This window comes from Njordella calcicola, assembly GCF_056494125.1.
On the sequence record NZ_CM151396.1, the window covers coordinates 6,224,198 to 6,243,122 of the forward strand.

Below are 18,925 nucleotides of genomic sequence, written 5' to 3' on the forward strand. Positions count from 1 at the left end.
GACCAGACGTGTCAAAGGTTTTGATTACCCTCTATTGCGGAGGGTATCATGAAAAAACCATATTTTCGCACGCGGCTGAATTGCTGGTACTTCAAAACTGAAGACGGCAAGGAAATTCGGCTGGATCCAGATGAAACGACTGCATTTGAAATGTGGTCCGAGTATCGCGGATGTCTAAAATTCGCTGGTGAGACCGCAACGGTCGCAGGTCTATTGACAGAGTTCCTGGAGTACATCGAGCCTCAGGTGTCGGTAGAGCGGTACAAATCGCTAACCTACTACGCTAGCCTGTTTGCGGAAGACCACCCGGAAATGAAGGCCAACGCGATCACTCCGGCCATCGTCACCAAGTGGCTGCAGGAGCCGAAACCGGGCCGAAAAGAAGGCAGCTCGATTTCCTGGAAAAAAAATTCCCAGCGACAAGCTGCCGCGATGCTTCGGCGAGTTTGGAAGCGAGCGAAGTCCAAAGGCTTCATTCGGGAGGATCGACTCGTTGACCTGAAACTTCCCGAGATTGAATATCGCGATGAGGTAATCGACTCCAGTATTCATGTGAAGCTCGTTTTGCACTGTTTGGAGAGAAAGGAATCGAAGCCCTTTGCGCTCTACCTGATCGCCAGTCGCTGCGGAGCTCGGCCCCAGCAGATCCGAGAAGTCACGGTCGATAAAGTCGGAATGAATTGCACTTGCTGGGTTTTCAAGAGTCACAAAACGGCAGAGAAGGTCAAAAAGCCGTTGATCGTCTACCTCAGTCCATGCCTTCAAACCCTGACGAAGATCCTATTAAGATTTAGAACCAACCATCTGTTTGTCAACCAGCAGGGAAACCCCTGGAAGAAAGATACAGTCGTCCAGAGGTTCGATCGTTTACGGACCAAGCTGGACCTTCCCGCGAACACAGTCGCGTATTTGTATCGCCATGCGTTTGCAACAGATGCACTGGTGGCCGGTCTCAATCCGGCAGTAGTCGCCGAGTTGCTTGGACACAAGGATACGCGAATGCTCGTCGCCGCTTATTCTCACCTAGAGCACCATAATCCGCATCTGATTGAATCTGTGGCAAGGATGCGGAAGAAAGGCTAGGAGCTTCAGATCGCCGAAGCCCGCGAGGGGTTCAAATAGCTGCAGTGATAGCTCGTTTGTCGTTACCCAAGTGTCGAAGAAACCCCTATACTACAATAATCTGGCACTTGTGCTTGAAAATCCAGATACTTCTGCGACACTTGAAATGCTCCGTTACTCGAGCACTGAATGATGGCGAAACGAAAGACGAAAAAGACGGCAACCCTCAAGTCGCGAGCTAGACCGGCGTACCAAGTCTTTGTTAGCCATGCTACAGCGGACAAGTGGATCGCAACGACTTTCTGCGAGAAGATTGACGCCACGGGCGCGACTTCGTTCCGCGACGATCGGGACATAAATGGTGGTGATAGCATTCCGCATTCGATACGCACCGAAATCCAAGTGTCACGCGAATTGGTGGTCTTGCTCACACCCGACTCGATCGAGCGACCGTGGGTCCTCCTCGAGGTTGGGGCCGCGTGGGGCCGAAGAATGGACTATCGAATTGTTCCGGTACTTTGCCATGTCACCTTTGACGCGATTCCGGATATAATTGAGGGCAAGAAGGCGTTTCACATCAACGACTTTGACAAGTACCTCACCGAATTGAAGCGTCGGGTGAAGAAATGACCGCTACAGCAACTCCCACATACGACGTTTTCGTTTCACATAGCTTGCGAGATCGTGATTTTGCCGCAGATGTTGCCGACAGACTTAGGGCTGAAGGTCTTCAACCATTTCACGACGCGAGCGTCCCAAGCGGGAAAGAGATTAGCAAGGTTATTTGGGATGCGCTTGCAGAATGTCATGCGTTCGTCGTAATCGTCTCCCCGGATTCTGCACCTGATGCGATGGGAATGATCGAATTGGGGGCTGCGACAGCCTGGAATAAGCCAATCTTTGTCCTGCTAAACGGTCCAGCGACAACACGGGTACCCGCCGCGCTTGAGGCTTATCAAGCCTATCCTCGCAATCGCATTGACGAGGTCTTGACCCAGATACGCCGAAACTTTGAACCCCTCACAGATGACGATCGCAAAGTGCTAAAGGAAACTTATAGCGACCTCGCAGTACCAGCAGATCGCCTCAGCCAGTCGCCTCGCGAACTTCAACAACTCGTCGAGATGTACAAAGAGAGGACAGGCAAACAACTTTCGGGGACTCGTTTACTATCGGAACTGCTGCGAATGCGAAAGCAAGCGAAGCTCCCGCGGCTAAGCCCAATACGGCGCAAAACAAATCCGTGAACCGGAGCACTAATTCACGCGGCAACTGAAATCAGAGTCTCCCGTTCGTGCCCGGTTACGGCAGACGTTCTATCTAATGAGTCATCAAACGGAATGACATCCCTACCCGATAAAACTGAAGCTATTGTCAGGAATCTGGCACGACTTTATGCCCTAAAACGGCAGTTGTCCGTCGTTGAGTTGCTAGTTCGGTCAAATGCGGAGATGGTCCAGACTTTCTGCGATAACTGGAATGGCGGAACATACGGCTATACACTGAAACTCCATGCTCCAGCTCACTTGTACTCGGCCGTCGAGGAACAGATTCCCGACCTTGAACGCGAATTGCTAGAACGAGCTTCTCCACTTTTGCGTGGCTTCGAAAACGAGTCGCTTCAATCAATCCTTATCACGGTTGAGCTTGAGGCAGATGCTTCATGGCGCGAGAACGCAGCTAAATGGCTCGAACAGCAAGAAGCGTCGGTTCCTGTCCAATCCTCTTTGACGCAATATGATTTCTTTCTTTCGCATGCAACCGAAGACAAAGAGATTTTTGCGCGTCCACTTGCAACTAAACTTCGAGACCGTGGTGCACTTGTTTGGTTCGACGAGTTTACTCTAACCATAGGTGACAGTCTCCGGCGCTCAATTGATAAAGGCCTAGCAAAATCCAGATTTGGGATTGTAGTACTTTCACCTTCGTTCTTCGCCAAAAACTGGCCTCAGTACGAGCTTGATGGACTCACTGCAAAGCAAATCATGGGTGAAAAGGTGATTCTTCCTATCTGGCACGAAATTGAACGTGATGATATTGTGAAACATAGCCCTCCGCTTGCAGATATGCTCGCGTTTACGACGACTTCCATGACCGTTGATGCAATGGTTGCTGAACTTATCGGACTAATACGCACATCATAGACAAAACTGAATAATGCGTTGCACCGAAGAAAACTAGCGATTTGTTCTTTACTTCAACATCAAACGCGGCGACTGAGTTACCGCTTACCCTCAATTGTTCGCGATTGATCGCCTGCGAATTGATCTTAATCGCATCAGACTAATGACTGGTAGTTTCGGTGCATCAACGTTAGGGGCAAGGACCGCTTGTTGATTGTTCATGAATTCTTCGATCCATTCGCGTTTGGTTCTGAATTCGCGTTTCTTGCTGCCTGGAGATGCGTTAAAGCCACGTAGCAATCCACGCGAGATGAGATTGCGCACGTGTTCAGGCGAGCATTTGATGATGATGCTGGCTTCTTTGGCTGTTAAGACTTGGTCGTTGTTGCTCATGCTTGGTTAAACTCTACAGTACGAATCCTTGGCGGTGTCGTCTATCCTGCTACTCTTCTGATTCTGTACCTGCTGGCTTTCTTCGGTACAGCCCATAGATCGCACTGGAGACGCCGCTGCCATGACTAGTGATGTCGCCGATGACCGACCAAGGTTCGACGCGTTTCTTCTTGGCAACACGTTCCGCATAGTCACACATGGCTTGCAGCAGGCCAATCTGGTCGGTCAGCATTTCGCGAAACTTCTCCTTGTTTCCGCGCAGGCCATTGAGCGATTCCTCGATTCCATCAGGGGGGGCAAGCTTCTTTGCTAACTCGGGTTTCCATTCCAATGTGTCGGCATCGGGGTCGCAGACGTTGTCGATTAGGATCTGACAGCCTAGCACCACTCTCGCCCATGCAGCATCGACGCCTGTTGGACCAAAGCGACGCCCCCAGAGTTCGCGAAGCTTTTCGACAAACGCTGCATCGGTCAGGTCGATCGAATCCTCTTCAACTTCTTCGTTTTCTGGCGTGTGAGTGCCATAGTCCATGAACTCCTCCATCATTCGAAAGAACTTGATCATCCGATCGAAGTCTTCTGTGGATGCTTTCGCCATCTTCATGAGCGGAACTCCCAACTGGATACGAAACCACAAAGAAGTCCAAAACATGCGGGAACCTGGACATACGTGCTGCCAAGTAATTGAAGATACGACGCGATGAACGCGTAGCATGGTAGATGCCTTGTCATTCTGCAAATCCTTTGAGGAATGACCGGGCGCTTGTTGATGTGAGCTTTAGTAATAATACAGTTGGCTTACGGAGTGTCAACATGCGTGCATCCGCCAAACGGGAATTCGATTGCTTCGCTGGGTGGCTGTGTCGAACTACCCGGCACGCAACGTTAGTTGGCGTCTGCTATTCGTACATTTTCGGAAGTGCCAAGTATTCTCAGCCCTAACTTCTCGAGGTCCAGCATCACCTGGCGCTTGAATCGATCGAGCAGCAGCTCACAAGCCTGCTCTGGTGTGTAGTGATCGCCAAGCCATTGATCATTGGCGTAATCCTCCAGAAGCAATTGAAGCGTTTTCAGTTTCAATTCACCATCGATTACAGCGGTAAAACTCATTGCTCCTCCATGTCGTCTATTAGTATCAAATGCCGAGCAGCTTCTTGGAGATGCGATTCGAGAAGCACAGCCTCGTCATCTATTTGCTGAATAGCGATTGCCCATCGAAAAAGCGAACCATAGGGGACATCTAATGTGTTGCTGATTCCGCGCGCCTGCTGGATCAAGACTTCTGGTACGCCAACCAGGGAGATCGACACTGTCCCGCAGTGCTTTGCAACACGTTCGATACGCTTTCTGATCTTTGGGTCCATGGTCCCTTACTTCACTATTGTCAGCACTGGCCTGTGATCACTTGTGGTCTCATCGTCAGGGAAATCGCCAGGCCGCACAATGTTCTCGACTTCGATGTCCCACTCTCTGGCACCGTTGGCCACGAAGACAAAGTCCAGCATCGAGTCAGGGTAGTCGTCCACTCCATCTTTGTTCCGATCGGCCCAGTTGGTATCGATCCATTCTTTAGGCTGCTTCCATTCGAAGATTCTATCTCGCAGCATGATTGAGAAGGCTTCATTCCCGGTCTTCGTGATGAAGGAATAGTCCATGTTGTAATCGCCCACGGCGATCACTGGCAAAGTCTGGTTACGTGCCCAGTCCACTAGCGTTTGTGCTTGTAATGACCGGTAGTCGGCATTGCCACGCGCTAGATGGTTATTCATGACGTAGAACTTGCGGCCGCTGAACACTTCCTCAAGCAGAACTATCAACGGTGCTCGGTGCCCTGGCTTTGCAAGATCCACATCATTGAACTCCTTCAACTCGATTTTTCGAACTCCTTGGAATTTGGTCATGTCCCAAGTAATCACTAAGCGGTCGTTGTTCCCGGTTGTTCCCGCAGCTCCAATGCATCCATCGAAAAAGAACTTGAACCGATCAAGGCTTTTGGAAGGAACCTCAGACAGTGCGACGATTCCAAAATCCAACTGCGACCGCATCTCCGTTAACTGCTGCATGATCACGTCTGGATCACTTCCATCTGACTCGATGTTCCATGCGAGAATCGTGATAGGATTCGTTGAGGCGGAAGACTCGACCACCATCGAAATATCCAAGGTGGGACCGCTCGTATCAGTCACGGTCACCGTTGGGCTTGGCTTTGGCTCCTTGGCCCAAGGTGATTTGAATTTGACGTTATCGCATCCGACAAGTAGGGCCAGCGAAAGGCACAGGACTAAGTTTCTCATTTTGCGCATTGTATCAAACGGTACTGGTTACCCATGACCTGGTAGTGAGTAGCTAGACCAGGAGCAGGGTGGAGGTTTTGTGGGTAATCGCAGCCTAAATATGAAAGCAGCAGGTTTCCGTCAAAACAAAATTTTCTCAGGTGTGACCAGACTTGTCAAAAGGCCGATCAAAATCGAGTCAATCGAGAATATCAACGTCTGTCTTGGGGGGCATCATGTATCAAGTAAACTGGCTGGATCAGCAGGGAAAAGATCAGTTTGTGCGATCGGCGTCTTGGAAGTTTGCCAGTGAGATGGCCAAACAGCTCCAAGCCGAGGGGAACCAGAAAGTCACGCTTACGGCCATCCGTCGCGACGTCTATGAAGTTAATTTACGAACCATGCAAACCTGGGAGATCGCCCGTAATAGGCTGCTGAGCCGGGTAACTGCTGAGATAAAAGAGTTCCTGTCGGACAACCCTGACGTGTCGCTGCTGATCGTGCCACCGAAGCCAAGACGAAAGACCGGTTAAGCGAACACAATAGTCGAGGTTGATACGTTCATCTAGACTACGGAGCGCTGATCGAGTATAAGCTGCGCATATAATTGACTTTGAATAGGAGCTTAGAATGCTGAATAAAGAACAGTTTGTGAAGAATAGCCATCCACTGAAGTGGCATGGGGGGAAAAGCTACCTTGCCTCATGGATAATCAGTCAATTTCCAGTTCACACTCACTATGTCGAGCCGTATTTTGGAGGAGGCGCGGTTTTGCTGTCCAAGCCCGCGCGGTTTATTGAAAAACATTCGGAGGTAGTGAATGATGTTAATGGCGATTTGATCAATTTCTGGTCAGTTCTCAAGGACGACGGCATGTTCCAAGAGTTCTGCCGCCAAGTCAACTTGACGCCATTTTCGGAAGAGCTTTGGGAAAGCACCCTTAACGATAACTCCACTGCCCCTTTACAACGCGCGTTAAATTTTTTCATTCGATATCGCCAATCGCGACAGGGCTTAGGTAGCGACTTCGCCACTTTATCAAAAACTCGAACCCGTCGCGGCATGAATGAGCAAGTATCCTCGTGGCTATCGGCGATCGATGGATTGGGAGATGCACATGAGCGATTAAAGCGAGTGGTGCTTCTTAACACCGATGCGTTACAAGTGATTAAAAAGGAAGATACCGAGTGCACATTTTTCTACCTTGATCCACCATACTTGCACTCTACACGCACCGCTATCGATTGCTATGAGCATGAGATGTCGGTTATTGCCCATCAGGCATTGCTTGAGACATTAGCTCACATCAAGGGGAAGTTCCTGCTTAGCGGTTACCCAAGTGACTTATACGAGTCATATCGCAGTCGTTGCGGATGGCAATTAGACACCGTTGTAATTGACAACAAAGCAAGCAGCAGGAAGGTAAAGCTGCAAAAAATTGAATGCTTGTGGAGAAACTATTAAGCCGCTTTAGCGCGGGGAACATTGAAAATTGGTCGAAGTGACTTCACTAGTTCTCCCACCACAGGCTTAAGAAGATTTTTGTTTGGCAATTGCAAGTATTGGAACTGCAATTCGCCTGCTGGCTTCCAATAAGTGCTAAGCATTGCATTCTTAATCGGAGTTCCCGCATGTATTTCAAGCGACTCCCTAAGAGTTTCACTACCTTGAATATATAAATGACGCTCGCCTTCTTTTAGCGAGAAAACTCCCAAGCTAGGAGGAACGTTTAATACTTCTTCTTCATCGAGTAGGACGGTGTTTTCGAAAGCAGGAAGGGATGCCGGTACATTCGCCTTTTTATACCCTCCTGCCTTACGTATTCGAAGCAATGCCCAGCGGTAATCAAACCAAGTGTAGCCCGGAGTAATCTTCCGAACTCTCTCAAAGAAAACTGCCGAAATCTCTGGATCACTAAGCAAGAAGTCAACGCTCGCGCCGGTCTCATATCGCAGTTTTGAAGCAGTGAACTCACAAGAAAATGCGATCCTGTTAAAAATGCCACTGTCCCAAGTGAAACGCTTTGAATCGAGATCTTTAAGCAAATTCGCCTTCCTAGCATTAAGCAGAATCAAGTTAGCTTCACGAATTTGCGAAACTGTAGTGAGTCCGCATTCCGCCATGAGGGCATCATTGTACCCCTTGTCCGCTACGTAAAAGTCAACCGAACGTCTATCGCCATGTCGGGCCCTAACTGCGAGAAAACATTTGATCAAAAAATCTGGCGCTACAGTAGGTTTGTCTTTGGTTGTTCGGCTGTGATGTAAAAGTTGCTGATATTGATTCTGATCTTTCAGCGCTCCAAAATATCCGTGCCCGGGAGTCACGCGACCGACGATCTCAGAACCTAGAACTTGGCTAATTGCGTAATGGTTTAGTTCAGTCATGACTGATCTCCGCTTCGGTAGTTGCGGATGCGATGAAAAACACCTTCTATAATGACACCGATTTCTCCCTGATCGGTCCCCTTCCCCATTCTATGCAGAAAATCTGCCAGTTCGCTTATTTTTTTCAAATCTTGAGCGGATTCTTTGGAACCGTAACTATGAAGCAAATGGACTTGCTCTGACACAACTTCCTCGGATTCCTCGTTATACCAAGCGCCTTGGCTCGTTATTAGCGTCGCCCCTCCAAACAGTTTTGTAAGAAGTCGAATCCCTGCATCCAACCACATTTGGCTGTCTAATAGATCGGTACTATGCTTGTCCTTCGTCGGGATAAACAACACAACTAGAAAAGGATTCGAGAGATCGGACTCAATTACTTTTGCGTAATCAACATCTGGAGATGTCATTGTAGACTTTCTAATTTTGCTTGGCTTCTAGGCTTCTGGTGACTTTTAGCAACTTTTTCTGCCGCTCATTGACTTCGGCTTCGTACCTCCTCCTTACTCCGCTTTCTCATGTAATTCCATCAGACTGCTATTCTTGCCTCTACGGCTCACTTCTGCTTCAGCAGCCGCTCGATCTCTGCCAGCGCCTCTGGGTAGTAGTCCGGGTGACGCTGGAGGTAGCCCTGAAGTAGAACTAAAAAACGTTCTGCCTCGGCAATACTGCCGCGGTCTTCCAAAATGTGTTTCGAAATTTCGATTGATTGATCAATGTCCCGCTTGGCAATCATGGATTGCAACCAATTCTTCTCATCTGGAGACACTTCAAAAGCAATATTCTCAGCGTAAATACTCCGCGGAGATTCGAAATCCGCCTCTAGAATTCCCGTGTGCAGCGTCATTGATTCATTAGGGTTGATTCCTCCCTTAATTCGTATGGGAATAGAGGCAACCGAATCGGGCAACGGTCTATCCGTTCTGCGATACCGCACAAACAGCGTCATGGATTCCTGTACCGACTTAGACACGTTCAAAACCTGTAGATCGATGACCGTCCCTGTGCTAGGCCGCCTATTGGAATCAATCAATCCAATATGATGATAGGCTTGCTCGATCTTGCACCACGGATCGCCAACAGGTGCGCTTTGCTTGGTCGGTTCTGCAGATACAGCTTTAGGCTCGGCAGCTTGATTAGGGTTAGGCTTATCTGAGGCAACTTGCAGTTGAAACAACACGAACCCGGCGACACACAATAATGCAATCGCGATTCCTGCGACTAGCGGCAGCGGCATCGATCTCGCCTGAGGATCAGACTCAATTGCTTTGTTTATCTTTGGCGGAAGCTTTGGGCTTTGCGCGTTCACTCTTTTTTGCCCCGCTTTGGCTGTGCTAACTCAGTAATGTGCTTGGACTGCGTTTTGCCTTGCTGCCGCTTAGCGTGACCTTCGGCAAGTGCGTTTTTCTTGGCGGTCGATCTGGGCTTGAGCTGGCCGATAGGTATTGGCGTTCCAAGTTCGGCCGCGCTACGCGATTCATCTGCTTTCGCCACAAACGATCTTAATGCCTTCATGGCTGTTAGCGCGCTTGCCCAATTGTAGCAAGCGAGTTGATCACCCTCTTGCGATCTCGCAACGCTAGCCGCAATCTGCATTTTACTTGCAAACTCTGCGAGATCTGCAGCGAGCGACTCGAACTGAGACGCGGAAACCGCAACTGTTACTTTTGCTTCTGGGATACCTGCCATGCTCAAAATGTAGCCACCGCGAAAAAAGTTTCCAGACGTAACCCTGCATTAAATAATGACTTACGTGCAATCACACGCGATACGCTTTTCATTTACTTGCAATCTATATTGCATTTACTAGTGATTGCGGTAATATTCCATCATCATGGTTACACGAATCAACAAATCGAGCAAAACACGGGTAAGTCGGGAATACCTCCTGATGTGGCGTTTGGCCAGGCTTTTGGGCCGTGGCGGAATGCGAACTATCGAGCGTGCAATCAACGGCGACTCGAAAGCTCTTAATCGAATTGAGCGGTTGGCTTACACGCCGCGGAAGCGCCCCGCAATTGTCGCCTGGCTGGAAAACGTCAGGGCCAATGTCGGGCAGTTAACGGAATGAACACGGATTTTCAACATCACCAGACCGGACGTTTGTTGATGTGAGCCCGGCGCAGCAGCGGTTCCTGCTGCAATTCAATGGTGGTTTCGCAACAGTCAGAGGGAGCGACAGATGTCGTACGACAAGTTTCTAGAAGTGGAAAGCGACTTGAATGACCAGCTCGCTTCCTTGTTGGCTAGTTGCAGAGAAATGGTCGCATTGCATCACTTTTGCGAGACGACCAAGGCGAGGCAAGTCACGGTTGATCCCGTTTGCCAGCCGCACATCGGCGGCTGCCTTGAGCATGGCTTTGCTGGCGATGCGATGGTCGAGATGGCGATCGATTATGTCGATTCGCGAGCTGGCCTGACTACTGAGGAGAACTGGGAGTTAATTTCGCAGGTCCATGTATGGGCTGCGTGGGTGGATGCTTTAGCAATTCAGAGGGAGGTGCGTTGTGCTTAATCGCGACGAAGTGGCAAGAGTGAGCTGGGACGATGACGTGCGGAATGCCAATGAGCTTATCCGCGTATTGCAAACCTACCTCGAAGGTGAAGACCTTGAGTTCACTACGGGAGATCGCCATAGCGTTGACTGGCAGCCGGTTGAGGAAGTGGCTGACATCCGCACGGGCAGATGCTTCCGGATCGGATCACGACGGGGGGTGTACTGTGCGCGTTGAGGTAGTAGTCACATTTGCTGGAGAAACCTTTTACGTTCCGGAATGCTCGGGCAATGTAGCTAAGCAATCGCTGATGCAGTTGCTCAATGCTTCGGGTGCTATGCCTTACTGGTTACTGGCCCGTGCGATGGATGTCATTGATAGAGGCATTCGTCGGCGAGACGTCGGTGTAATTGACTTCCAGAAGATCAATGGCGGTTCGGTAATGGTCAGTTTCGTTAGTCAAGCGGAGGCGATTGCTTCCATCCTTAAAGCTAGAGCGGGGATAGCGGCATGAGCGATTTGAATGATGGCGGGCCAGCGTTCCCGGAATCTGGCGAACGTGGTAAGTCGGCAAGTGGTGAAGGTATGTCGCTCCGCGATTACTTCGCAGCCAAAGCAATGCAAGGTTCATTGGCGTGCAGCGACGCTGTTCATGACATCGATTTGTTTGCCAAGCTGTGCTACACGTTTGCGGACGCAATGCTGAAGGCGAAAGCTAAAAGCGAGGATGCGGCATGAGCGGCGAATACAAAACTCCAACAATGGACGACCTGAAGAATGGGCCAATCGCTTGCGAGGCAAGGGACTTCGATGATCAATCTTGGGTCGCGTGTATTTTGACATATGTGTACCAGAGCAAGGTGAACCCATTTGTTTGCGTTCACGACAATGGTTTTATTTGCGGCTACGCCCAATGCCGAATCGAGGAAAGCAAAGAAGGAACTAAAGATGAGTGAGGCAATGAACTATCACGATCGGCAAGAGTTGTCGTCGACGCAAGTTGCGGCATACCTAAACGACAAAGTGGAATGGTATCACCAGTACGTCGTCAAGGATTGGGAACGCTTCCAACCGACTGCAGCAATGAAGTTAGGGACAATGATTCACGAGATGATTGAGCGTGGAGGACCAGACGCAATCAAACTGACTCCAAGGCCTGATGGCTTGGACTTGCGCACCAAGGCAGGCAAGGCATTCTACGAAGAAATGGAGGCGTCTGGGTTCTCGATTGTGACCAAGGATGAATACCGCGCTGTTCAAACAATGTGGAGTCATCTACGTCTGAATGATTTCACTCGTGGCCTGATTGAGTGTGGCCAAAAGGAAGTAGAGCACTACTGGCACGATGCGGAGCTGGGGCACTGTCGTTGCAAAATCGACGTCGTTTTAGGCTCGTACATGGCCGACTGGAAAACGACAAGTTGCAAGAGCGAGAGGTCGTTTGTAATGGATGTTGTCGAACGATCATACGATGTGCGGCTAGCGTTATATCGTCGCGGATTTCGTGATAAGTACGGCACTAACCCGCTGATTTACGTTGTGTCGATTCGAACAGGCGGTGGGTATCAAGTGATGCCCTACCGATTGGATGAAGATTGGCTTGATGACGCAGAAGCCAGACTTTTGATGACGGTGGATGAAATGCGTCGTTTCAATTTGGAAGAGTTTGTCAATCAAAGCCCACAGTTGCTTACGCAGCCGAAGTGGGCTCCACAGTTTCAATTCGAGGAAGCGATTTAATGAGTACAGGAATTATTGATTCACCAGCACCGGCAAACGCAATGATCGCCGCTCAAAGCCAGGGCCATGCCGTGCAATTAGCGGCGGCAGTCTTGGACAAGCAAGTGATGACCGCGAGGCAGTTTCCTCGGTCTGTATCGCGCTTCAAACAAGAGGCTGAGGACTTGTTGTCGATTGACGTTGAGACCGCTCGCAGCGCTGAATACAAAAAGCCAGTTGGCGGCGGCTTTGTCAGCGGTCCATCGGTACGGCTCACAGAGATTGCTTCTATGTGCTGGGGCAATTTGCAAGTGAAGCTTGACGATCCCGTTGTGACAGAGACTAGCGTTACAGTAACGGCTACTGCTTGGGATTTAGAGAAGAACGTCACGCAACCGGGGCTAGCATCTACGTCCATCATAGGCAAGTACGGTCGTTACGCCCAGCACTTGATCGAGACAACTGTCTCAGCGACGGCTTCTAAGGCTCGTCGCAACGCAATTCTAGCGGTGATTCCTCGGGCGTACATTCAAGACCTGCTCGAGACCGCAAGAAAGATTGCGGAGAAGAACCAAGAGCCTTTGGAAGTGGTCCGAAAGAAGATGCTTGAATTCTTCTCTTGTTCACATCGAGTAAGCAGCGAACAAGTGTGCGAGTTCTTAAGCGTCAAAGGCGTTGACGATATCACGCAAGCTCACGTGGCCGAACTGCGTGGTGTCGTGACCGCCATCCAAGAGGGCGAGCCGGTGGAAGCTTTCTTCGGTAAGGCTGAGAGTAAGGCTGAGATCGCCAAGCGAAAGCTGGAAGAGCGCAAGGCCAAGGAATCGGAAGCTACGTCCAAAACAGACGTAGAAACCAAATAGTTACCTGTTTAGTTGTTGTTTTATCGAGGGAGTATCAAGGTGAGCACTGTAATTGAATCCGAAGCTACTGCGACCGTGGATTCTATGCCGGTCGTCATGCCCGTAAGCGAGACCGTGATCGCGAACATGCGAAACAGGTTTGCAGGCCTGAAGGCAGACGACTCGAAGGGTTACGAGAATGTTCGGCAAGGCATTGCGACCTGCCGAACGGCTCGCGTCAACATCGAAAACAAACGGGTGGAGCTTAAGGCCGATGCTCTGGCCTGGGGCCGAAAGGTGGATGCGGAAGCAAAACGACTCACGGCATTAATTGAGGAGATCGAGGAACCGTTGAAGTCAGAAAAGCTTCGGGTGGACACGGAGAAGGAGCGAGCCCGGCGCGAAAAAGAAGAAGCCGAGCGTCGCCGACTCGAAGAAGAGATCCGCCAGCGAAAAGAGGCTGAAGAAGCACGGATACGAGCTGAGCGTGAAGCGGCCGAAGCGGAAGCTCGCAAACTACGTGAAGCGGAAGAGGCTCGCTTGGCTGAAGAGCGCAAAGCCTTGGAAGCTGAACGCGCCAAGCTGGCCGAAGAACAAAGGATCCGCGAAGAATCCGAACGCGTGGCTCGCGAAGAGGCTGAAGCTAAGCAGCGAGCAATTGATGAGGAGAATCGCCGCCAAGCCGAGGCCCTAGCAGTTGAACGTCAAAAGCTGCAACAAGAACGCGAACGGCTGGAACGCGAAGAATTTGAACGGCAGGCAGTGATCCGGGCGGAGCAGGAAGCCAAGCAGCGCATCGAGCGCGAAGCTCTGGAAAAGGCCCATCGTGAAGCAGAGTTGGCGAGATTGGAACAAGAGCGACTTCAACGAGAAGAAGCTGAACGCAAACGCGTTGAAGCAATGCGACCGGACGTGGAAAAGATCAATGCGTTTGCAATGACAATACGCGACTGGGCGGGACTGATGCCAGCCGTTGAGAGTACGGAGGCAATCGACTTGGTTATTCATTCGGTCAATCAGTTGGAGCTGATTGCGCAAAGTTTTGAATCATTCACGGCTTAGGCCACGGAGTTAGGAATGTTAGTGCTTGGAAGGCGTATTGATGAGTCCGTTGTCATCGGCGGGAATATTACTGTGATGGTGTTGGAAATTCGCGGGGACAAAGTGCGGTTGGGATTCGATGCGCCTGCTGGCGTGTCGATCGATCGCGAAGAAGTCCATCTACGCAAGCTCCTTGAACAAGGTCATCAGTCCGATGGAGGGTCTACGGATGGAACAGCTTCAGTTGTTCACCGAAGTGCGACATGACGGCCACATTGACTATGTTCCCAACATCGTCAGGCATGATGACAAGCAAACCGCACACTTAGGTGCCAAGCATATAGCACCAAAGTTGGCAGGCTTACGAATGCAGTTTATCGAGTCGCTGCGAGCGCGTGGAGGCCCGAGTACTGCCAATGAAGTCGCGCAGGGCAAAGAGTCCTTGCGTAAGCGTTACAAGGAATTGCTAGATGCCGGCTTCATCCAGGAGATGGGGCTAAAGAAGTGTTCGGTTTCTGGCAGCATGGCAACTTCGTATTGGCTGAGCAGCTCGGCCGCAGGGAAAGGTGAAACATGACCTCGATGGAAAAGCAATGGGCAGAAGAGACGGCAGATGTTCAAAAGGATCTGTGCAAGGAGCTGGGTCAAGAGGTCGCTGACTTGATTTATCAAAAGTACACAAGGCTTCCTGTCATGTGCGTGGCCGGGGTTTTGATGCAATTGGTGCTTTCGTATTGCGAAGCCAAAGGTGTTTGTGTGATTTGTTTTCTGAGGTCGTTTTTGCGGGCAGTTCGCCCAGGAGGGAATTAACTAGGGCAGGTTTTCGGATTAAGGAGCGGCAGCGGTTGTCGCATTACTAAACCACAAAAAGGATTAAGTTGAAATGTTAAAAGAATTATTCGATTCGATGGTTGATCACTTCACAGCCGAAAGGCGATTGTTCCCGCAAGAAGTGGCTACGCTGAGTAAGCGTAGAAGGCTGTTCTGGGACTCTAGCAAAAATGAGACGTTTGTAGTCGCAAAAGAGTATTCTGACGCCCGGCACAAGTTGCTGTCATTGGAGTCGCTCATTACGTATGCGCAAGCCAAGCGGCCTATGTCTCAACGGGACATGGCCTTCGAAAGTATTGCCTATGTTGGCGAGAAGCAAATTGTGTTTGAGGCGGTCGAGCACGATGAAGCTGTAGTCGTGTCGATGGCATTACAGCATGATCCGGTGTTTGCATTACTCCAGAAGTTGCAGTCACGTCCTTCAGTGTCACAAGCTGAAGCAATCAAGCATCTTCGCACAGTCTTAAGCGTATCCCCTAGTTCATTGCGTGCCCTGGATGCCGTTCGCAAATTGAAGATTGCGACAAACAGTGAGCATGAAAGCGAGCAAGGGAATGTCATCGCGAAGCTCGGTAAGTCGGTCACCCAGAACGCTTCTGGCGTTGATACGCTTCCAGAGTCGATCGATGTCCCAACATCAGTGTTCCTCGGAATAGGGGGAGCTTCCTTCGATGTCCGCTTGTATTTGTCCGTGGACTTTAACAACCCTGGCTACTTTCTGTTCGAGCCCAGCGAGAGCGACCTGTTTGCGGCCGTTGATGCCTGCCGCAAAGAGATTGTACGGACTCTTGAGGACGCCTTTGCTGATCATGGCATCGCAGTTTATGAAGGAGATTACTGTGTCACATGTTAGCAAATTGGACTTGGAAGATCTGCACAAGCTCGACGATGGCTTGCTGGCAGAAGCTTTCAAAGCAAATCTTCGAGCGCTGATCAGCGACCTTTACGATCGCCCAAACGATGATCGAACGAGGAAGTTAACTTTGGTGTTGTGCTTTGAGCCAGAAGCTAACCGCGGCGACTTAGATAGAGTCAAGCTCGAGTACAAGGTGACGCATAACATTGCAGGCCATGAAGGTCGCGAGTGCGTCTTAACACCTAGAAAGCTAGGTCGCGATCTAGAGCTGATGTTTGCAAATGAGGGGACTGATGCACGTCAACCTCATTTACCGCTGGATGATGAGTAGTTTAACGCGGGGTAGAGCAGAGGTCAGCTCGCTAGGCTCATAACCTGGAGGTCGCCAGTTCGAATCTGGCTCCCGCTATTTAGTAGTTCTTGGCCGGGCTACTGATGCCTTGTCGGCTTGTTGTCGGCAAGGCTTTTTAAATCCTGTTTAAGACGACTTCAAGGAGCGAGTGAATGATGAGTGTCAGTGATTGTGTAAATAGGATCCAGGAGTGTTTTGGGAAGTGCAAGTTTCTCGTGATAACTGGCGCTCTGGTCCGCGTGCAGATTGGCCCACGCGTCTATGACGTGGAATTTCATCATACGTTTGAAGTGCAAGAAGCCATAAATATCCCAAGTAGCTACGTATGGGAGAACGAACGTACCAAGTTTTCTGATTGGCATGAAGCGGTACTGAACGGCTTAGGACGTCTGGAATCAGGCGCAATGGTGGCCCGTGATCATCAGACAGTAAGTCAGGGAGCGTTTTAGTGTTCAACGAAATCATTGTGGATAGCTTTGCAGGTGGCGGAGGTGCTTCTCTGGGAATTGCTTGGGCGACAGGAAAAGCCCCCGATATTGCGATCAATCATGATCGAGATGCTATCAGGATGCATGAAGCAAACCATCCTGACACGTTGCATGTGCTTGAAGATGTTTGGAAATCCGACTTAAAAAAGCTTGTTGGACGCAGGAAGGTAGGATTGCTTTGGCTTTCTCCCGACTGCAAGCACTTTAGTCGCGCAAAGGGTGCCAAGCCTGTCGAGAAGAGAATTCGGTCCCTAGCCTGGATCGCATGCAAGTGGGCAAAGCAAATTCAGCCAAGAATCATCATGCTGGAAAATGTGCGTGAGTTTGCTGATTGGTCGCCTTTGATTCCAATGCTTCGTTGTAAAGAATGCGACTGGAAAGGGACGGAGGGGCAGGCTGTTCTAATGAGAGTGAATCGAAAATGTCCACGATGCGATAGCAAGAAGCTGCAGACGACCGAATCGATGATTCCCGATCCAGCACGGAAAGGATTGACGTTCAGGCGATTCATTGGACGGCTGAAGAATCTTGGATACAAAGTCGAATGGAAAAACTTAAACGCGGCGGACTTCGGAGCGCCAACGAATCGACGGCGTCTATTCTTAATCGCCAGGCGTGATGGAATGCCGATCGTTTGGCCAGAGCCTACGCATGCTGCTGCTGACAGAATCAACGACATGCCGCTCTTCGGTTCCCTGAAGCCATACCGAACCGCAGCGGAATGCATTGACTGGTCAATTCCATGCCCTTCTATTTTTGATCGTAAAAAGCCGCTTGCCGACAAGACGCTGCGGAGAATTGCGTTAGGGATTAAGCGGTACGTGCTGGACAATCCCATGCCCTACATTGTTCAAGTTGCCCATGGCGATGGAAAGAACGGACGCTGGGGGAACGGAAGTCGATCGACTGATGAGCCTCTCGGCACAGTGGCCGCAAGCCTAAACCATGCACTCGTTACGCCAGTTCTATCGAAATACCATGGTTCAAAGTCTGATGTAGATTCTCGATGCAGCAGTCCAGACGATGCCTTCAGGACTCTGGATACTCAGCCCAGGTATGCTTTGATTTCACCATCGCTTGTTTCAATTACACATGATGGCGAGCGCAAACCACTTGGGCCCGAGGAACCGCTTCCGACGATCACTACAGCTCACCGAGGGGAAATCGGCTTGATTGCTCCCGTGTTGACCAAGTTTCGAACAGGCGACAATGGCCAATCCATAGAATCGCCAATGCCTACGGTTACCGCCAACAGTTTCGTAAAAAGGCCAGGCAGGGCAGCTCCGATAGGCGTGGTATCGGCTTTCATAGCTAAGCATTTTGGCGGCAATGAAACTCCAGGAAGCGACTTACGCAAGCCGTTGGATACGGTGACATCGAAAGATCACAATCATCTGGTGACCGCAAATTTAGTTCGATTTAATTTTGATGATGCCGGCGTGGATATCGATCAGCCACTACCGACGATCACTCAAAACAATCATGCCGCACTTGTTTATGCATTCTTGACCAAATACTTCGGCACGGCGATTGGATCTAACGTTTTAGATCCATTCCCCACTGCTACAAGTAAGGATCGCTGCGGTCTGGTCACTGTAACGGTTCTAGGTGAACCGTATGTGATTATTGACATTGGCATGCGAATGCTCAGTCCTAGGGAACTTGCCAGAGCTCAAGGCTTTCCAGACACATACCTCTTGACTGGAACCAAAACATCACAAGTGGCACGAATAGGGAACAGTGTCTGCCCGATGATGTCGAAGGTTCTCGTGGAAGCAAATTACGCAAGAAGGGAGTGCCACGCATGTTAGTCAACGACGACACGATCATGACGTTCGGGAAGTACAAGGGCCAGAAGCTAGGCGACATCCCTGACGACTACTGGATTTGGTTTCTCGAGCAAGCATGGTGTGACCAGCATCCGGCGCTTGTGAACTATGCGAACTTGTGCGTGGAGGATGACTGATGGCTGAAACAGAATCCGAACGAAGATTGAGGTGCCTCAAATCACTGCAATCAACTGATTGCCCAGGTTGCTGCGGTCCTAAGCCAAGCAGGAAAAGCGT

Annotated in this window: 29 protein-coding genes and 1 tRNA gene; 21 read left to right on the forward strand and 9 right to left on the reverse strand. The window is 50.2% G+C overall.

Annotation, left to right across the window (positions count from 1 at the left end; translation table 11 throughout):
* Positions 1 to 48: 48 nt before the first annotated feature.
* From SH302x_RS23940 to SH302x_RS23955, 4 genes are all read left to right on the forward strand, one after another.
* Positions 49 to 1,083: a tyrosine-type recombinase/integrase gene (locus SH302x_RS23940; protein WP_479365397.1), complete on the forward strand. Its 1,035-nt coding sequence runs from the start codon at positions 49 to 51 to the stop codon at positions 1,081 to 1,083.
* A 168-nt stretch (positions 1,084 to 1,251) separates the two neighbouring features.
* Positions 1,252 to 1,692, forward strand: a complete 441-nt coding sequence (locus tag SH302x_RS23945) for a toll/interleukin-1 receptor domain-containing protein (RefSeq protein WP_479365398.1) — start codon at positions 1,252 to 1,254, stop codon at positions 1,690 to 1,692.
* Positions 1,689 to 2,309: a toll/interleukin-1 receptor domain-containing protein gene (locus tag SH302x_RS23950; protein ID WP_479365399.1), complete on the forward strand. Its 621-nt coding sequence runs from the start codon at positions 1,689 to 1,691 to the stop codon at positions 2,307 to 2,309. The genes SH302x_RS23945 and SH302x_RS23950 overlap by 4 nt, the downstream gene beginning before the upstream one ends.
* A gap of 348 nt (positions 2,310 to 2,657) precedes the next feature.
* Positions 2,658 to 3,206, forward strand: coding sequence for a toll/interleukin-1 receptor domain-containing protein (locus SH302x_RS23955; RefSeq protein ID WP_479365400.1), 549 nt, complete (start codon positions 2,658 to 2,660; stop codon positions 3,204 to 3,206).
* Between the two features lie 90 nt (positions 3,207 to 3,296).
* On the opposite strand, the gene SH302x_RS23960 is transcribed toward SH302x_RS23955, so the two are convergent.
* From SH302x_RS23960 to SH302x_RS23980, 5 genes are all read right to left on the reverse strand, one after another.
* Positions 3,297 to 3,578, reverse strand: a complete 282-nt coding sequence (locus SH302x_RS23960) for a helix-turn-helix domain-containing protein (RefSeq protein ID WP_479365401.1) — start codon at positions 3,576 to 3,578, stop codon at positions 3,297 to 3,299.
* Positions 3,579 to 3,627: 49 nt separating this feature from the next.
* Positions 3,628 to 4,182 (reverse strand): hypothetical protein, encoded by a 555-nt coding sequence (locus SH302x_RS23965; protein ID WP_479365402.1) that lies wholly within the window; start codon positions 4,180 to 4,182, stop codon positions 3,628 to 3,630.
* A 281-nt stretch (positions 4,183 to 4,463) separates the two neighbouring features.
* Positions 4,464 to 4,688: a hypothetical protein gene (locus SH302x_RS23970; protein ID WP_479365403.1), complete on the reverse strand. Its 225-nt coding sequence runs from the start codon at positions 4,686 to 4,688 to the stop codon at positions 4,464 to 4,466.
* Entirely contained in the window at positions 4,685 to 4,942 is a 258-nt protein-coding gene (locus tag SH302x_RS23975; RefSeq protein ID WP_479365404.1) for a hypothetical protein, read from the reverse strand. Before SH302x_RS23975 ends, SH302x_RS23970 begins: the two co-directional genes overlap by 4 nt.
* Positions 4,943 to 4,948: 6 nt before the next feature.
* Complete coding sequence (locus tag SH302x_RS23980; protein WP_479365405.1) at positions 4,949 to 5,872, reverse strand: exonuclease/endonuclease/phosphatase family protein; 924 nt, start codon at positions 5,870 to 5,872, stop codon at positions 4,949 to 4,951.
* A 215-nt stretch (positions 5,873 to 6,087) separates the two neighbouring features.
* On the opposite strand from SH302x_RS23980, the gene SH302x_RS23985 reads away from it, so the two are divergent.
* Positions 6,088 to 6,384 carry a hypothetical protein gene (locus SH302x_RS23985; RefSeq protein WP_479365406.1) on the forward strand — a complete coding sequence of 99 codons (297 nt, stop codon included), beginning with the start codon at positions 6,088 to 6,090 and terminating at the stop codon, positions 6,382 to 6,384.
* A 97-nt stretch (positions 6,385 to 6,481) separates the two neighbouring features.
* Positions 6,482 to 7,315: a DNA adenine methylase gene (locus tag SH302x_RS23990; protein ID WP_479365407.1), complete on the forward strand. Its 834-nt coding sequence runs from the start codon at positions 6,482 to 6,484 to the stop codon at positions 7,313 to 7,315.
* Here SH302x_RS23990 and SH302x_RS23995 read toward each other — a convergent pair.
* From SH302x_RS23995 to SH302x_RS24010, 4 genes are all read right to left on the reverse strand, one after another.
* Positions 7,312 to 8,238: a hypothetical protein gene (locus SH302x_RS23995; protein ID WP_479365408.1), complete on the reverse strand. Its 927-nt coding sequence runs from the start codon at positions 8,236 to 8,238 to the stop codon at positions 7,312 to 7,314. The genes SH302x_RS23990 and SH302x_RS23995 overlap by 4 nt on opposite strands.
* A complete protein-coding gene (locus SH302x_RS24000) occupies positions 8,235 to 8,645 on the reverse strand; it encodes a hypothetical protein (protein ID WP_479365409.1) in 411 nt (136 codons plus the stop codon). Before SH302x_RS24000 ends, SH302x_RS23995 begins: the two co-directional genes overlap by 4 nt.
* 146 nt (positions 8,646 to 8,791) lie before the next feature.
* Entirely contained in the window at positions 8,792 to 9,472 is a 681-nt protein-coding gene (locus SH302x_RS24005; RefSeq protein ID WP_479365410.1) for a hypothetical protein, read from the reverse strand.
* Positions 9,473 to 9,540: 68 nt separating this feature from the next.
* Complete coding sequence (locus tag SH302x_RS24010; RefSeq protein WP_479365411.1) at positions 9,541 to 9,924, reverse strand: hypothetical protein; 384 nt, start codon at positions 9,922 to 9,924, stop codon at positions 9,541 to 9,543.
* Between the two features lie 493 nt (positions 9,925 to 10,417).
* Between SH302x_RS24010 and SH302x_RS24015 the strand changes: the two genes are divergently transcribed.
* From SH302x_RS24015 to SH302x_RS24085, 15 genes are all read left to right on the forward strand, one after another.
* Positions 10,418 to 10,750, forward strand: coding sequence for a hypothetical protein (locus SH302x_RS24015; protein WP_479365412.1), 333 nt, complete (start codon positions 10,418 to 10,420; stop codon positions 10,748 to 10,750).
* Positions 10,751 to 10,845: 95 nt separating this feature from the next.
* On the forward strand, positions 10,846 to 11,244 hold the full coding sequence (locus SH302x_RS24020; RefSeq protein ID WP_479365413.1) for a hypothetical protein: 399 nt from the start codon (positions 10,846 to 10,848) through the stop codon (positions 11,242 to 11,244).
* Positions 11,241 to 11,468 carry a hypothetical protein gene (locus SH302x_RS24025; RefSeq protein ID WP_479365415.1) on the forward strand — a complete coding sequence of 76 codons (228 nt, stop codon included), beginning with the start codon at positions 11,241 to 11,243 and terminating at the stop codon, positions 11,466 to 11,468. Before SH302x_RS24020 ends, SH302x_RS24025 begins: the two co-directional genes overlap by 4 nt.
* A 210-nt stretch (positions 11,469 to 11,678) precedes the next feature.
* Positions 11,679 to 12,470 (forward strand): PD-(D/E)XK nuclease-like domain-containing protein, encoded by a 792-nt coding sequence (locus SH302x_RS24030; RefSeq protein WP_479365416.1) that lies wholly within the window; start codon positions 11,679 to 11,681, stop codon positions 12,468 to 12,470.
* Complete coding sequence (locus SH302x_RS24035) at positions 12,470 to 13,312, forward strand: hypothetical protein (RefSeq protein WP_479365417.1); 843 nt, start codon at positions 12,470 to 12,472, stop codon at positions 13,310 to 13,312. Before SH302x_RS24030 ends, SH302x_RS24035 begins: the two co-directional genes overlap by 1 nt.
* A 39-nt stretch (positions 13,313 to 13,351) precedes the next feature.
* Positions 13,352 to 14,353, forward strand: a complete 1,002-nt coding sequence (locus SH302x_RS24040) for a coiled-coil domain-containing protein (RefSeq protein WP_479365418.1) — start codon at positions 13,352 to 13,354, stop codon at positions 14,351 to 14,353.
* A 15-nt stretch (positions 14,354 to 14,368) separates the two neighbouring features.
* Positions 14,369 to 14,599 (forward strand): carbon storage regulator, encoded by a 231-nt coding sequence (locus SH302x_RS24045; RefSeq protein ID WP_479365419.1) that lies wholly within the window; start codon positions 14,369 to 14,371, stop codon positions 14,597 to 14,599.
* A complete protein-coding gene (locus SH302x_RS24050) occupies positions 14,562 to 14,909 on the forward strand; it encodes a hypothetical protein (RefSeq protein ID WP_479365420.1) in 348 nt (115 codons plus the stop codon). Before SH302x_RS24045 ends, SH302x_RS24050 begins: the two co-directional genes overlap by 38 nt.
* Positions 14,906 to 15,142, forward strand: coding sequence for a hypothetical protein (locus SH302x_RS24055; protein ID WP_479365421.1), 237 nt, complete (start codon positions 14,906 to 14,908; stop codon positions 15,140 to 15,142). The genes SH302x_RS24050 and SH302x_RS24055 overlap by 4 nt, the downstream gene beginning before the upstream one ends.
* Positions 15,143 to 15,215: 73 nt before the next feature.
* Positions 15,216 to 16,016 carry a hypothetical protein gene (locus SH302x_RS24060; protein WP_479365422.1) on the forward strand — a complete coding sequence of 267 codons (801 nt, stop codon included), beginning with the start codon at positions 15,216 to 15,218 and terminating at the stop codon, positions 16,014 to 16,016.
* Positions 16,003 to 16,350: a hypothetical protein gene (locus SH302x_RS24065; protein ID WP_479365423.1), complete on the forward strand. Its 348-nt coding sequence runs from the start codon at positions 16,003 to 16,005 to the stop codon at positions 16,348 to 16,350. Before SH302x_RS24060 ends, SH302x_RS24065 begins: the two co-directional genes overlap by 14 nt.
* A gap of 5 nt (positions 16,351 to 16,355) precedes the next feature.
* A tRNA-Met gene (locus tag SH302x_RS24070) sits at positions 16,356 to 16,428 on the forward strand.
* Positions 16,429 to 16,586: 158 nt separating this feature from the next.
* Entirely contained in the window at positions 16,587 to 16,820 is a 234-nt protein-coding gene (locus SH302x_RS24075; RefSeq protein ID WP_479365425.1) for a hypothetical protein, read from the forward strand.
* Positions 16,820 to 18,670, forward strand: a complete 1,851-nt coding sequence (locus SH302x_RS24080; RefSeq protein WP_479365427.1) for a DNA cytosine methyltransferase — start codon at positions 16,820 to 16,822, stop codon at positions 18,668 to 18,670. Before SH302x_RS24075 ends, SH302x_RS24080 begins: the two co-directional genes overlap by 1 nt.
* Positions 18,664 to 18,825, forward strand: a complete 162-nt coding sequence (locus tag SH302x_RS24085) for a putative quorum-sensing-regulated virulence factor (RefSeq protein ID WP_479365428.1) — start codon at positions 18,664 to 18,666, stop codon at positions 18,823 to 18,825. Before SH302x_RS24080 ends, SH302x_RS24085 begins: the two co-directional genes overlap by 7 nt.
* Positions 18,826 to 18,925 lie beyond the last annotated feature (100 nt).